Raw genomic sequence first — 14,928 nt, 5'->3', positions numbered from 1 at the left:
ATGGTCGAAACCTTACTGGAAGTTCGCAACCTGAGTAAGACCTTTCGCTACCGTACGGGGCTGTTTCATCGTCAAACTGTCGAGGCGGTGAAACCGCTGAGCTTTACGCTGCGTGAAAAACAGACCCTGGCGATCATCGGCGAGAACGGTTCCGGGAAATCCACCCTGGCGAAAATGCTCGCCGGCATGGTTGAACCGACTGCAGGCGAAGTGTTAATTGACGATCATCCTCTGACGTTCGGCGATTACTCTTTCCGCAGCCAGCGCATCCGCATGATCTTCCAGGATCCGTCCACCTCGCTTAATCCACGCCAGCGCATTTCGCAGATCCTCGATTTTCCGCTGCGTCTGAACACCGACCTGGAGCCGGAGGCGCGCCGTAAGCGCGTATTTGAAACCCTGCGTATGGTTGGGCTGTTACCGGATCACGAAAGCTACTACCCGCATATGCTGGCCCCCGGCCAGAAACAGCGCCTGGGTCTGGCGCGCGCATTGATTTTGCGGCCAAAAGTGATCATTGCGGATGAAGCGCTTGCCTCGCTGGATATGTCGATGCGCTCGCAGCTGATTAACCTGATGCTGGAATTGCAGGAAAAACAGGGGATCTCGTATATCTACGTCACCCAACATCTGGGAATGATGAAGCACATTAGCGATCAGGTGATGGTCATGCACCAGGGAGAAGTTGTCGAGCGCGGCAGCACGGCGGATGTGATGGCCTCCCCGCTTCATGAGCTGACAAAACGACTGATAGCGGGTCATTTCGGTGAAGCATTGACCGCCGATGCGTGGCGTAAAGACCGTTAAACAAGCGTTGCACTGTTCAATAAGGATTAAATAGCTTTTACACGCTATTTAATCCTTTAAGTTTTTCATCTCCACTCCTGCTCCATATTCTCAGCAAAATACATCAACAGTTCTTCTCCAGAATATCCGGACATTACGGAGGAGAAGAAATGAACACCGCCACTTACGTTCTCAAATATACAGAGTATCTCATCAGAAAATGCCGTTCATATTTAATGACGGACCTGCACTTTCATACTGTAAGGCTGAAGAAAGCGTCCGGGAAAACCCCTGATATTCAATCACCCACGACGTTGAGTGAAAAAATATGCCATCGTCTGCTCTATGATCATAATAACCTCTACACGATGCTCGCCGATAAGCTCGCCGTTCGGGCGTACGTTTCCTCCAGAACAAATCGCGTGAAAACGGTGCCATTAATTGGTGTTTATAACAGGGCATCGCAGATTGATTTTTCCGTACTCCCTGACAAATTCGTCCTTAAGTGCAATCATGACAGTGGCAGCACAATAATATGTACAAACAAAGCGCAATTTAATGTCAGGGAAGCATGTAAAAAGCTGAGCCTCGCGTTAAGGAAAAATTTGTACTACACCACGCGCGAATGGCAGTACAAAAACATTTCGCCGAGTATACTTTGCGAGCCGTTTATCGATCTCTTCGATGATGCTGACAGGAATACAACGCCCGAAATGCTGAGGATCCATTGCTTTCACGGCGTTGCCCACTATGTTGAAGCGGATTTTACGGATGATAACGGAAAAGGTTTTATCAACGTTTATGACAGGTACTGGAACTTACAACCCTTCCAGATGGAATATCCCAATACTTCAGCAAATCCAGGCGAACCGGTTCTGTTCCGACAGGCATTGTTGGCCTCCCAGGAGCTGGCGGATGGAATTGACTACTGCCGCGTTGACCTTATGCTAAAAAAAGATGAAATCTATTTCAGCGAAATAACCCTAAGCCCGAGACGCGGTAAACTGAAGATTACCCCGCTGGAATGGGATGCTACGTTAGGAAAAATATGGCATTTATCGCCAGCAGGCGCATTTGACCTGCCGCTGAAACTCACGCGTCGGGCCAGGTGAGTTTAAATATCGAGTGGTTTTGCGTCGATAAGGTATAGGTAACATCGCCACCATGAGCCAGCATAATGGCTTTTACCACCGACAAGCCCAAACCACAGCCTTCCGGGTTCACATGTCTGGCACCATTATCGCGCTGAAAGGGCTGAAATAAGAAATCATGAAACTCCCTGGGGATGCCCGGTCCCCCGTCCTGAATAAGGATATAATTGCCTTTATCAGAAATGCCATTTTTCACGATGAGTTTGCGCGAGGTTGAATAGTGTAAGGCATTGTCAAATAAAACGGTCAGACACTGATTGATGCGTAACGGATCGAATACGCATTGCTGCTCCCTCAGTTCTGTATTGACGGTAAATGCCTTACGGTTGAACTCAGGCATGAAGGTATCGAGCGCATTCTGTATTGTCCCTTTTAGATCCGTGCTGGACTGGTATAGCGTGTATCCCGCCCCGCCATCCGAACTGACAACCCGGAGATCTTCAATCAGACGGGTTAACCCTTCCGTCTGTTTGAGAAGATTATTAAACAGAACCGGGTCCGGGGTAAAAACACCGTCAACCAACCCCTGAAGCCTTCCGCGTAAAATCGTGACAGGGGTTCTCAGCTCATGCGCAATAGCGGCATTCCAGGATTTCCTCTGAATATCCAGCGTCTGTAATTTTTCCGCCATTTCATTGAAATCCGTCACAAGGTGATTGATTTCACCCAGCCGGGAACTGGTACAAAATGCCCTGGCGTCCAGCTCGCCCTGAGAGATTTTTTTCAGGCTGGACGCTACCGCGTTTAGCGGGGTGAGTATTCGCGATGAAAGTTTGACCGTGAAAAAGAGGGCAATAATCATACTGATCGTAGTCGCGGTCCCAATCCATGCCCAGTCCCACATCGTCATCTGCTCGTCATCGCCCGCAGCAGGGCCGCCCGGGAGGTGATCCAGAATAAAGGAGTAAAAAAACCACGAGCCTAATATAGCAATGGCAATTATCGTAAACGTCAGCAACAGCATATACGTTAAGATCTGACGACTCAGGACAGACTCTTTGTTCATTTCTTTTCCCCAAGCCGGTAGCCCATGCCTCTGATGCTCTCGGGAACACCGTAGAGGCCAGCAAGCTCCAGTTTTTTACGCAGCTTGCTCATATGGCTGTCGACCGTTCTGTCGAGCGTGTCACCTTCCGGCAGACACGCGTTGAGTAACTCTTCGCGGGAACAGACCTTTCGCGGATAACGCACCAGCCAGGTAAGTAATTTAAATTCGGTCGTCGTTAATACCGGGGAGATAACCTCTTCGCCCACGGTGACTTCTACGTAAAAATCATCCGGATAGACCGTAATAAAGGGCGTTCTGAGCGGCAGGGAACCCGCCTGCTGAAGCGCGGTTTTTGTCCTGCGCAGCACCGCCTCAACCCGTGCGACAACCTCAGAAGGGTTGAAGGGTTTGATCACGTAATCATCCGCGCCCAGCCTCAGCCCCATAAGCTTATCGACATCCTGATCGAGAGCGGAAACCATAATGACGGGAACAGCACTTTCCTGACGAAGCGTGGTAAGTACGCTCCAGCCGTCACATACGGGCAGGTGAATGTCCAGCAATATGAGATCCGGCTTATGCAGACGATTGAGCGTTATGGCCTGCTCGCCCTGCCTGGCTCTGAGCGCTTTCATTCCCGAACGCTCTAAATAGCTCATCAGTATATCGGCGATTTCGTCTTCATCTTCAACTACAAGGATCAACGTATTTTTGTGCATTTTATCTCCGTGGGTGAAATCCCTTTGAGCACGCTATCAGATATCTTTAGCACAATAAGACACAGCCTCCGGGAAAAAGTGCCGTGGTCACGAAAATTTCCCGCTTAATTTAAATTCCCGGTTATTTCTCCACACAGCCTACACATTCAGTCAATAAAGACTCGACAATCCCGGTTCAAAATCGCTATTGAGGCATAACCCTTTGTGCATTGCGCGTTACAAATTACCACTTTTTCCTAAAGATTTTATGAAGCTGGCTGAAATAATGAACATGGAACTTTCTAAATATTTTTCTCCTAAAAAGCTGGGCATATATTCCCTGTTTCTGATGCTGTCGTGGGGATTACTTTATACCTGGCTGGTGCTGGTGCATAGAATGGATGAAAAAGTCGCCTCGACGCTGCTCTCTTCACCCATTATCTATGGCTGTATCGCATTGTCGGTTGTCTTTCTGATAATCCAGAATAAAGCTGGCGCGTTGACCGAGCTGCTTGTTATCGCCTTCTGGCTAATAGTGATTTTTGTTTATCTCATTATTACGTTCACCGTGCTGTTAAACGCGATGCCCGATATCGAGGATCTGATCTTTTACTACGAGTGTTATTTGATTATATTTTTTGGCGGAGCACCGCTGTACCTCATTCTGAGAATGATTTGAGCCGTTGCTCCACACGTCCTCCATAAACCGCCCATGTCCGCTAAACAGGCACGCGGTAGACTCTCTACCTCACTCTTTTGCACAAAAATAACTCAATGCCTCATTTTTTTATTGAACGCCCCGTTTTCGCCTGGGTAGTGGCGCTTTTTATCGTTTTGGCGGGAATTCTGTCTATTCCCCGTTTACCGGTTGCGCAGTATCCGGCAGTGGCACCGCCGGGAATCATTATTTCCGTCAGTTACCCGGGGGCCAGCCCCGATATCATGAATACGTCGGTGGTGTCGTTAATAGAGCGCGAAATATCTGGAGTCGATAACTTGCTCTATTTCGAATCATCCAGTGACACAACCGGTTCGGCATCGATCACCGTCACGTTTAAACCGGGCACGGACATCAAGCTGGCGCAGATGGACCTGCAGAATCAGATTAAGATCGTCGAGCCTCGTCTGCCTCAGGCGGTAAGACAAAACGGCATTAACGTCGAGGCCGCTAATTCTGGCTTTTTAATGATGGTGGGGCTGAAGTCCACGACAGGTCAATTTGAGGAAGCCGATTTAAGCGACTATTTTGCCAGAAACGTCAGTGACGAGCTTCGTCGCGTGCCCGGCGTAGGGAAAGTTCAGCTGTTTGGCGGCGAAAAAGCGCTGCGCATCTGGCTGGATCCACTGAAGCTCCACGGCTATGGTCTTTCGGTAAGCGATGTTCTTACCGCCGTTGGCCAGCAAAATGCCCTGGTTTCGCCCGGTAAAACGGGAGATGAGCCCGCAGCTGAAGGACAAGGGGTAACGTATCCCATCACCGTAAAGGGACAGCTCTCCTCGGTCGAGGCGTTCAGGAATATCACCCTGAAATCTGACGCATCCGGCGCCCGCCTGAAATTGTCCGACATTGCACGCATTGAATCTGGCCTGCAAAGCTACGCCTTTGGTATTCGCGAAAATGGCGCGCCCGCAACGGCGGCGGCAATTCAGCTTTCGCCAGGCGCCAACGCAATGAGTACGGCTTCAGGCGTACGCGCGCGCATCGACGCGCTTTCCCAGGTATTACCGGAAGGAATGGCGTTTACGGTTCCCTTCGATACCGCGCCGTTTGTGAAACTTTCTATCGTGAAGGTTGTTCAGACATTTGTGGAAGCGATGGTCCTCGTCTTCCTGGTTATGCTGCTGTTTCTGCACAAGATACGCTGTACGCTTATCCCGGCGATTGTTGCTCCCGTCGCACTTCTTGGCACCTTCACGGTGATGCTATTGAGCGGCTACTCCATCAATATTCTGACGATGTTCGGCATGGTGCTGGCGATAGGGATTATCGTTGATGATGCCATCGTGGTCGTAGAAAACGTTGAACGTCTGATGGAGGAAAAAAGCCTGTCCCCGCGTGACGCCACGCGGCAAGCCATGCAGGAAATCACTCCGGCGATTATAGGCATCACGCTGGTGCTAACCGCCGTCTTTATCCCTATGGGGTTTGCTGAAGGATCCGTCGGGATCATCTACCGACAATTTTGTATTTCAATGGCGGTCTCCATACTGCTGTCCGCGTTTCTTGCCCTGACGCTGACGCCTGCCCTGTGCGCAACGTTACTCAAGCCGCACAAAGCGGGAAATAGCGGAGGTGGAAGGTTCGCGACCGGGTTTAACGCGCGCTTCCGTTCGCTCACCGTCTGTTACGAAGCCAGGCTGGGTGCCGTTCTGAAGCGAAGCGGACGTATGCTGCTCCTGTACGTTGCGCTTTGTGCTGCGCTGTTTTTGGGATTGTCTTCGTTACCGTCGTCCTTTCTGCCGGAGGAAGATCAGGGCTACTTTATGTCCTCAATCCAGCTGCCTTCTGACGCCACGATGCAGCGTACCCTCAACGTGGTTAAAAAGTTTGAAGCGGAAATTGCGGCCCGGCCGGATATTGAAAGCAACATTATGATCCTGGGGTTTGGATTTTCAGGTTCAGGGCCGAATTCGGCTTTGGCCTTCACCACGCTGAAGGACTGGAAAAACCGGCAGGGCTCAACGGCTCAGGATGAAGCCGACCATATACAGGCCAGCATGGCGAACGTCTCTGATGCCGTCACGATGAGCCTGCTCCCGCCGGCCATTTCGGATATGGGCACCTCCTCGGGGTTCACCTGGTACGTGCAGGACAGAGCGGGACTGGGCTACGAGGCGCTAAAGCGCGCTGCCGACGCGCTGGTCCTGCAAGCCAATCAGCGTCCTGAACTGAGTGACGTCTATATAGACGGTCTTCCGGAAGGAACAAGCCTTGCGCTCCAGGTGGACAGAGAAAAGGCGGAAGCGATGGGCGTCTCATTTGATGAAATCAACCAGACGCTCTCCGTCACCCTGGGCTCAAATTACGTCAATGACTATACGAATAGCGGCCGCGTTCAGCAGGTGATCATTCAGGCCGATGCGCCCTACCGAATGCAGCCTGAGCAGATACTGACATTATCTGTGAAAAACCGGATGGGTCAGATGGTACCGGTATCGACGTTTGCCACGCTTTCCTGGAACGTTGCGCCGCAGCAGTTGACGCGTTATCAGGGATATTCTGCTCTTCGCATTACCGGAAATGCGGCCTCGGGAGAGTCCAGCGGCACCGCAATGAAGGTTATGGAGAGTTTGTCCAGAGATTTACCTCAGGGCATGGCGGGCGAGTGGGCCGGGAGTTCATTGCAGGAGCGAAAATCGGAATCTCAGCTTCCGGGCCTTATCGTCCTGTCGATACTGGTCGTATTTATGGTTCTCGCCGCCCTGTATGAGAGCTGGTCTATTCCTTTTGCGGTCATGCTGGTCGTTCCGCTGGGTCTTATCGGCGCGGTGATAGCGGTGTCTGTTGCCGGTATGACGAATGACGTTTTCTTCAAGGTCGGCCTGATTACGCTTATCGGCCTGTCGGCCAAGAACGCCATTTTGATTGTTGAATTTGCCAGGCAGCTCCATCGCGAAGGGCAACCCCTGCTGGCGGCAACCGTTCACGCCGCCAGCCAGCGCCTGCGCCCCATTCTGATGACGTCGTTAGCCTTCACCTTAGGGGTTGTTCCCTTGATGCTGGCCAGCGGTGCGAGCGACAGTACGCAGCATGCCATCGGTACCGGCGTATTTGGCGGCATGATTAGCGGTACGCTTCTCGCGATCTTCTTCGTACCGATTTTCTTTATCGTCATTGCGCGTTTTGTCGACCACATCAGGAAAGCGTGAATACCCTGGCTGAATCGCGCTCCCTCTCTGGTTGGATGAGGCGAAGCTGTTGCCGGGTGATATACTGGACGAATGCTGAAATTTTGAGCCCCCGCGAGTCCGCGGCGCATTCTTCGGGGCAGGCGTCTTCGGAGAAGTGCGAGAAATATCGTGACACAAGGGGCTGTGAGTGGGCTATAATTTCGAGCTAATTTCGAATGATTTTGAAATACTGCCTGTAACGCTATGAATTACAAGGCAAAATAAGCAATGAATATAAGGATTAAAGCTATGGGTTTTCTTTCCGGTAAGCGCATTCTGGTAACTGGCGTTGCCAGCAAACTGTCCATCGCATACGGCATCGCACAGGCAATGCATCGCGAAGGCGCTGAGCTGGCGTTCACCTACCAGAACGACAAGCTGAAAGGCCGTGTTGAAGAGTTTGCCGCGCAGCTGGGTTCCAGCATTGTTCTGGAATGTGACGTTGCACAAGACGAAAGCATCGACGGCATGTTTGCTGAACTGGCAAAAGCATGGCCGAAATTCGACGGTTTCGTTCACTCCATTGGCTTCGCTCCTGGCGACCAGCTGGACGGCGACTACGTGAACGCGGTTACCCGTGATGGCTTCAAAATCGCTCACGACATCAGCTCCTACAGCTTCGTTGCGATGGCGAAATCCTGCCGCGCGATGCTGAACCCGGGCGCAGCCCTGCTGACCCTGTCCTACCTGGGCGCTGAACGTGCTATCCCTAACTACAACGTTATGGGTCTGGCTAAAGCGTCTCTGGAAGCGAACGTACGCTACATGGCGAACGCAATGGGTCCTGAAGGCGTGCGCGTTAACGCCATCTCTGCAGGTCCTATCCGCACCCTGGCAGCTTCCGGTATTAAAGATTTCCGTAAAATGCTGGCACACTGCGAAGCGGTTACCCCGATTCGTCGTACCGTTACCATTGAAGATGTGGGTAACTCTGCAGCATTCCTGTGCTCTGACCTTTCCGCTGGTATCTCCGGCGAAGTGGTTCACGTTGACGGCGGCTTCAACATCGCTGCAATGAACGAGCTGGAAATTAAATAAGCTGTGGCTCTCTTCCCGCACGGGAAGAGAGCTTTCCCCCCGCACCACCCCTTCGTTATTCCGTTCTGCTATTTGTTATCACCTAACAATATTTTTCCCTTTATCTGCCTTACGCCAGGATATTGATCGCCATTTTGAGATCAAGGAACGCACATGGAACAACGCCGTTTTTCCGGCAAAGGCCACTGGTATCACGAAACCCAGTCGAACCACGCGCAGACGGATGTTTTGCCTCTGGTGCCCGAAGCCGCTAACGTCGACGATCGTTTTTTGCTCGATTTAGCCTTGCCTGATGAGATTGTCGCCGCCTGTTCTGGCTGGCTTACCCCTGCCAGAGACTTATGCCACCAGCTGTTTCCGCTCTCGATTCCCGTTAACCGCCTGCATACGCTCAGCGCCTACGATCGACTCAGTACCGCGCTAACGGTCGCACAGGCCTGCGGCGTTCAGCGGCTCTGTAACCATTACGCCGCCCTCCTCGCCCCGCTTCCCGGCCCGGACTCCTCGCGCGAAAGTAACCAACGTCTGGCGCAAATTACGCAGTATGCCCGCCAGCTCGCCAGCTCCCCTGATGTCATTGATGATAAAGCGCAGAACCAGCTTGATGAGGTTGGCCTGTCAACGTATGACATTGTGGTGATAAACCAGATTATCGGGTTTATCGGGTTTCAGGCGCGCGTCGTCGCGATTTTTCAGGCGCTGTTGGGACACCCTGTTCGCTGGCTGCCAGGCCATCATATTCAGCCGCACACGCTGCCCACGCGCCACGCCGCTTGGGTGCCGCTTTTGCCTGTCGTCGAGCTGCGCTATGCGAGCGCGCATCAGCTTGAGTCACTGTCTCGCTGGCAGGCAGAACCCGCGCTGGAGGCGCTGACGCCGGTCCTTTGCCATGAGCCGTCGCTGCTCGACCTGACCGGAGAAATCCTGTTAAACAGCCGTGAAGAGATCCCGCTGACGTCCCCCGCACTTTCAGCGGCGGTCGAACTGCTGACACGCTCTCCGGACCGCTTCAGCGCCGCGCAGTTTATCCCTCTCACGGATGAAGGACTCTCCAGCGAACACGCCGTCACGCTGCTTACCCAGAGTGCGTTTGATGGCTGGCTCAATCGTCTGAAAGTCGCGTTTGGTAAAGAGGAATAACCATACTAATTACCCAAAGACCGCTTGCTGAGACAGTGAGAATCGCGTAAAACTGTCAGCCGCTCAATGGCTACGAAAATAGAACATTATGTTTCAGGACAACCCGCTGCTAGCGCAGCTTAAACAGCAACTGCATTCCCAGACGCCGCGTGCAGAAGGGGTCGTAAAAGCCACGGAAAAGGGCTTTGGCTTCCTTGAGGTTGACGCGCAGAAAAGCTACTTCATTCCGCCACCGCAGATGAAGAAAGTGATGCATGGCGATCGCGTCATGGCCGTCATTCATACCGAGAAGGACCGAGAGTCTGCCGAGCCGGAAGAACTGATCGAGCCGTTCCTGACCCGTTTTGTGGGTAAGGTGCAGGGAAAAAACGATCGTCTTTCTATCGTGCCGGATCATCCCCTGCTGAAAGATGCCATTCCCTGCCGCGCCGCCCGTGGCGTTGAGCATGATTTTAAAGAAGGTGACTGGGCCGTAGCAGAAATGCGCCGTCATCCTCTGAAAGGCGATCGCGGTTTTTATGCCGAATTGACCCAGTTCATCACCTTTGGCGCCGACCATTTCGTGCCATGGTGGGTGACGCTGGCTCGCCACAATCTTGAAAAAGAAGCGCCGAACGGCGTCGCGACTGAGATGCAGGACGAAGGTCTGACGCGCCGCGATCTCACCGCGCTGGAGTTTGTCACCATCGACAGCGCCAGCACAGAAGATATGGATGACGCGCTGTACGCTGAAGAGAGCGCCGATGGCAAACTGCATCTGACCGTGGCTATTGCCGATCCAACTGCCTGGATTGCCGAAGGCAGCAAGCTGGATGACGCGGCGAAAATCCGCGCCTTCACCAACTACCTGCCGGGCTTCAACATTCCGATGCTGCCGCGCGAATTGTCAGACGATCTCTGCTCGCTGCGTCCAAATGAAGTGCGCCCGGTGCTTGCCTGCCGCATGACCATCGCCGCAGATGGCACGATTGAAGACGATATCGAGTTCTTTGCCGCCACTATCGAATCGAAAGCCAAGCTGGCCTACGATAACGTGTCCGACTGGCTTGAAAATACCGGTAGCTGGAAACCTGAATCCGACACCATCGCCGCGCAAATCCGTTTGCTGCATCGCATCTGCCTGAACCGCGGCGAGTGGCGTAAAACCCATGCGCTGGTGTTCAAAGACCGCCCGGACTATCGCTTTGTTCTGGGCGAGAAAGGCGAAGTGCTGGACATCGTGGCCGAACCGCGACGCATTGCGAACCGCATCGTTGAAGAGGCAATGATTTCCGCCAACATCTGCGCCGCACGCGTGCTGCGCGACAAGCTGGGCTTTGGCATTTACAACGTCCACACCGGGTTTGATCCGGCGAATACCGAAGCGCTGGCGGCCCTGCTGAAGAATCACGATGTGCACGTCGATCCGGAAGAAGTGCTGACGCTGCCGGGCTTCTGCAAGCTTCGCCGCGAACTGGACGCGCAGCCGTCGGGCTTCCTGGACAGCCGCATTCGTCGCTTCCAGTCCTTCGCGGAAATCAGTACCGAGCCGGGTCCGCACTTTGGTCTTGGCCTCGACGCTTACGCCACCTGGACATCGCCAATCCGTAAGTATGGCGATATGGTTAACCACCGTCTGCTGAAAGCGATTATCAAAGGTGAAACCATTGCCCGTCCTCAGGAGGACACCACGCTGCAGATGGCCGATCGTCGCCGTCTGAACCGCATGGCGGAACGTGATGTTGGAGACTGGCTGTACGCACGCTTCCTGCAGGATAAAGCCGGTACGAATACCCGTTTCGCCGCTGAGATCATTGATATCAGCCGCGGGGGTATGCGCGTCCGCCTGGTCGATAACGGCGCTGTCGCGTTTATTCCTGCGCCGTTCCTGCATGCGGTTCGTGACGAAATGGTCTGTAGCCAGGAAAACGGTACCGTGCAAATTAAAGGTGAAACAGTTTACAAAGTCACCGACGTGATTGACGTCACTATCGCCGAAGTTCGCATGGAAACCCGCAGCATTATCGCGCGTCCTGTCGCCTGATAACCGCTTCAATTGTCGGTCCTTTCTTTTCCGGAAGGGCCGACAATTTTTCTTTTTATCCCCACCACAAAATCATTATTTTTCCTTACTATTTTCAGTATCCCTTCGCCCAAAACCGCCATAATTATCTACAGTAAAAGAGTGTTGTTATATTCGGTTACGTGAATTTTTATACGCTCAGTATCCTTTTTAACCTGTCTCGTTTTATTATAAGAAAACAGGGAAAAACAATAAGTTCACTTCGGTTTTGCCGCTGTTTCTCAACGGAAAAGTCGACAGCAAATGAATAATTTGTGCGCTAATGAAAGCTGCGGGAGAAAACATGATGGACGATCTGGAGCAGAATTTGCTGTTTCGCTACATGGGAACTCACAGCCCGTGGTGGCGCTTGTCAGCTGACAGCAACGCTCTGCACCTTTCCACCAGCGAAAATGCCGATGTCACTCAGGTCGTGGCGCTGGACGATGAACAGGCCGATCTCATCCGTCATTTAACCGTTATTACCTCCAGCATTTCCATGTCGCTCTCCCTGTACGGGGAAGATGTTCCGGTTCATCTTGTGGGCCGTAAAATTACCCGTAACGAGTGGGCCGGAACCGCTTCCGCCTGGAACGATACGCCCTCCGTGGCGCGCGATCTGGCCCAGGGGCTTTCTTTCGCGGAACAGGTTGTCTCGGAGGCCAACTCCGTCATTGTTATTCTCGATCGGCACGGCAATATCCAGCGTTTTAACCGGCTTAGCGAAGAGTACACCGGCCTGAAAGAGCATGAAGTCATTGGCCAGAACGTGTTTAAGCTGTTTATGAGCCGCAGCGAAGCGGCCGCTTCAAAGCGCAATATTACCGGTTTTTTTCGCAACGGCAGCTCCTACGAAGTCGAACGCTGGATCAAAACGCGTAAAGGGCAGCGGCTGTTTCTGTTCAGAAACAAATTCGTACACAGCGGCAGCGGAAAAAATGAAATTTTCCTTATCTGTTCCGGGACCGATATTACCGAGGAGCGCCGCGCTCAGGAGCGGCTGCGCGTGCTGGCCAATACCGATACCATCACCGGCCTGCCAAACCGCAATGCGATCCACGACCTGATTTCTGACGCCATCGACAACCGCGGCGACACGCAGGTGGGCGTGGTGTATCTCGATCTGGATAATTTTAAAAAGGTCAACGACGCTTACGGGCATATGTTTGGCGACCAGCTGTTACAGGCTGTCGCCCTCGCCATTTTGAGCTGTCTGGATGAGGAACAGGTGCTGGCGCGACTTGGCGGTGATGAGTTTATCGTCATGGCCACCAATACCTCTCAGGGGTCTCTGGAGGCGATGGCATCGCGCATTTTAACCCGTCTGCGCCAGCCGTTCCGAATCGGTCTGATTGAGATTTATACCGGCTGCTCCCTGGGTATCGCCCTCGCCCCGCAGCATGGGAACGACCGGGAAAGCGTCATTCGTAACGCCGATACCGCCATGTACACCGCCAAAGAGAACGGTCGGGGCAAGTTCTGCGTCTTCTCCCCCGAGATGAACCAGCGCGTATTTGAGTATCTCTGGCTGGATACCAACCTGCGTAAGGCCCTGGATAACGATCAGCTTCTGATCCACTATCAGCCGAAAATAACCTGGCGCGGGGAAGTCAGAAGCCTTGAAGCGCTGGTCCGCTGGCAATCGCCAGAACGGGGGTTGATCCCTCCGCTGGAGTTTATCTCTTATGCCGAGGAGTCGGGGTTGATTGTGCCGCTGGGCCGCTGGGTGATGCTCGACGTGGTTCGCCAGGTGGCGAAATGGCGCGATAAGGGAATAAACCTGCGCGTGGCGGTGAACGTATCTGCACGCCAGTTGGCCGACCAGACCATCTTCAGTGACTTAAAGCAGGCGCTGAAGGATCTGAATTTTGAATACTGCCCTGTCGACGTGGAATTAACCGAAAGCTGTCTTATCGAGAACGAAGAGCTGGCGCTGTCCGTGATCCAGCAGTTCAGCCGACTCGGGGCGCAAATTCACCTGGATGATTTTGGCACCGGCTACTCTTCCCTTTCGCAACTGGCCCGCTTCCCTATCGACGCCATTAAACTCGATCAGTCTTTTGTCAGGGATATTCATAAGCAGTCCATCTCCCAGTCTCTGGTGCGCGCTATCGTCGCGGTTGCACAGGCGTTAAATCTGCAGGTGATTGCCGAAGGTGTGGAAAATGCAAAAGAAGACGCCTTTCTCACCAAGAACGGCGTCAACGAACGGCAGGGTTTTCTGTTTGCTAAGCCGATGCCCGCTGCCGCATTCGAGCGATGGCTAAAACGATATCAAGCGCGAAATCAACGTTAACTGGCTTTACGCAAGCCCACCGCGTGATGGCGGTTTTGCAGCGTGACCAGCCGCTCCATGTAGGCGATATCTTTCGGCTCCAGGCAGAAAGCGGCATCTACCCAGTCTTCCGTGATGTCCATCAGTTCACTGCGGGGCAATTGCAGAACCCGCGTACGGGCACGCAGCATCGCCCTGATGCCATTCAGTTTTGGCCGCAGCGTATCAATGAAGGTTCGGGTAGAGACATAGCTTTGTCCGGGTTCAAACAGGACATCCACCAGCCCGTGCTGTTCGTACCATTCAGCCGTATGGGATTCCCCTTTGTAGATGAGTTCCTCCGCCAGCTTCATGCCTGAACGGCGTGCAACCAGGGAATATCCTCCCATACCCGGAAACAGGTTGAAGGCAATCTCCGGGAAACCTAAGCGGGCATCGCGCTGAGCCAGGACGAAATGGTGCGCCAGAGCGGCCTCAAACCCGCCCCCTAACGCACTGCCCTCGACCATTGCCAGAGAGATGGCCCCCGTATCAAACCCCCGTGAGGCCGCATGGACACAATCAACGCAGGCGCGAGCGTACGCCCGTAACGCTTCCCGACGTCCATTCTGAATGCACTCGACGAAGAACTGTAAATCACCGCCCACATTGTACATTTCGGGAACCAGCGAACCGGTTACCCAAAAATCAACCGCAAACCCAGACTGGCGAACCAGCCATGAAAAGTTCATGATCTCCTCGATTAACGCATGGTTAAAGCAAGGGCGTGGCTGAGCCCGCAGCATCATCCAGACCGTGTGACGCTCCGCCTCGTAATACCCTGACAGCTGTGTGAACCGTTCAGTATCGGTAAACAGTGTGCAGGTAGGCTGATTGATAACTGTCATAGTCTAATTCCTCTTATAAAAAAGCGCCTTGCG

General features: G+C 53.1%; 11 protein-coding genes. 8 read left to right on the top strand and 3 right to left on the bottom strand.

The window, feature by feature from the left end; genetic code table 11:
- Both sapF and AB8846_RS02800 read left to right on the top strand, forming a co-directional pair.
- The gene (gene sapF / locus AB8846_RS02805; RefSeq protein WP_063145066.1) at positions 1–807 is read left to right on the top strand and encodes a putrescine export ABC transporter ATP-binding protein SapF; all 807 of its coding nucleotides are present in this window, start codon (positions 1–3) and stop codon (positions 805–807) included.
- Between the two features lie 149 nt (positions 808–956).
- Complete coding sequence (locus AB8846_RS02800; RefSeq protein ID WP_370731960.1) at positions 957–1,898, top strand: ATP-grasp fold amidoligase family protein; 942 nt, start codon at positions 957–959, stop codon at positions 1,896–1,898.
- On the opposite strand, the gene AB8846_RS02795 is transcribed toward AB8846_RS02800, so the two are convergent.
- Complete coding sequence (locus tag AB8846_RS02795) at positions 1,879–2,943, bottom strand: ATP-binding protein (protein ID WP_370731959.1); 1,065 nt, start codon at positions 2,941–2,943, stop codon at positions 1,879–1,881. The two genes, AB8846_RS02800 and AB8846_RS02795, sit on opposite strands and share 20 nt — an antisense overlap.
- Positions 2,940–3,644 carry a response regulator gene (locus tag AB8846_RS02790; protein WP_370731958.1) on the bottom strand — a complete coding sequence of 235 codons (705 nt, stop codon included), beginning with the start codon at positions 3,642–3,644 and terminating at the stop codon, positions 2,940–2,942. Before AB8846_RS02790 ends, AB8846_RS02795 begins: the two co-directional genes overlap by 4 nt.
- A 247-nt stretch (positions 3,645–3,891) precedes the next feature.
- Here AB8846_RS02790 and AB8846_RS02785 point away from each other — a divergent pair, with 247 nt between their 5' ends.
- The 6 genes from AB8846_RS02785 to pdeR all read left to right on the top strand — a co-directional run bounded on the left by AB8846_RS02785 (position 3,892) and on the right by pdeR (position 14,029).
- Positions 3,892–4,302: a transporter gene (locus AB8846_RS02785; RefSeq protein ID WP_370731957.1), complete on the top strand. Its 411-nt coding sequence runs from the start codon at positions 3,892–3,894 to the stop codon at positions 4,300–4,302.
- Between the two features lie 95 nt (positions 4,303–4,397).
- Positions 4,398–7,493 carry a multidrug efflux RND transporter permease subunit gene (locus tag AB8846_RS02780; protein ID WP_370731956.1) on the top strand — a complete coding sequence of 1,032 codons (3,096 nt, stop codon included), beginning with the start codon at positions 4,398–4,400 and terminating at the stop codon, positions 7,491–7,493.
- Between the two features lie 270 nt (positions 7,494–7,763).
- Complete coding sequence (gene fabI / locus AB8846_RS02775; RefSeq protein ID WP_003856831.1) at positions 7,764–8,552, top strand: enoyl-ACP reductase FabI; 789 nt, start codon at positions 7,764–7,766, stop codon at positions 8,550–8,552.
- Between the two features lie 153 nt (positions 8,553–8,705).
- A complete protein-coding gene (locus tag AB8846_RS02770) occupies positions 8,706–9,692 on the top strand; it encodes a CMD domain-containing protein (RefSeq protein ID WP_370731955.1) in 987 nt (328 codons plus the stop codon).
- Between the two features lie 88 nt (positions 9,693–9,780).
- Positions 9,781–11,715, top strand: a complete 1,935-nt coding sequence (locus tag AB8846_RS02765; RefSeq protein ID WP_370731954.1) for an exoribonuclease II — start codon at positions 9,781–9,783, stop codon at positions 11,713–11,715.
- Positions 11,716–12,037: 322 nt separating this feature from the next.
- Positions 12,038–14,029: a cyclic di-GMP phosphodiesterase gene (gene pdeR / locus AB8846_RS02760; protein ID WP_370731953.1), complete on the top strand. Its 1,992-nt coding sequence runs from the start codon at positions 12,038–12,040 to the stop codon at positions 14,027–14,029.
- On the opposite strand, the gene AB8846_RS02755 is transcribed toward pdeR, so the two are convergent.
- Positions 14,026–14,895, bottom strand: a complete 870-nt coding sequence (locus AB8846_RS02755; RefSeq protein WP_370731952.1) for a crotonase/enoyl-CoA hydratase family protein — start codon at positions 14,893–14,895, stop codon at positions 14,026–14,028. The two genes, pdeR and AB8846_RS02755, sit on opposite strands and share 4 nt — an antisense overlap.
- Positions 14,896–14,928 lie beyond the last annotated feature (33 nt).

This window comes from Enterobacter sp. KB-221C9 (assembly GCF_041320715.1).
Lineage (GTDB): Bacteria > Pseudomonadota > Gammaproteobacteria > Enterobacterales > Enterobacteriaceae > Enterobacter > Enterobacter asburiae_D.
Note: the sequence above shows the minus strand (reverse complement) of the source record. Positions and strands in the feature narration are given on the sequence as shown.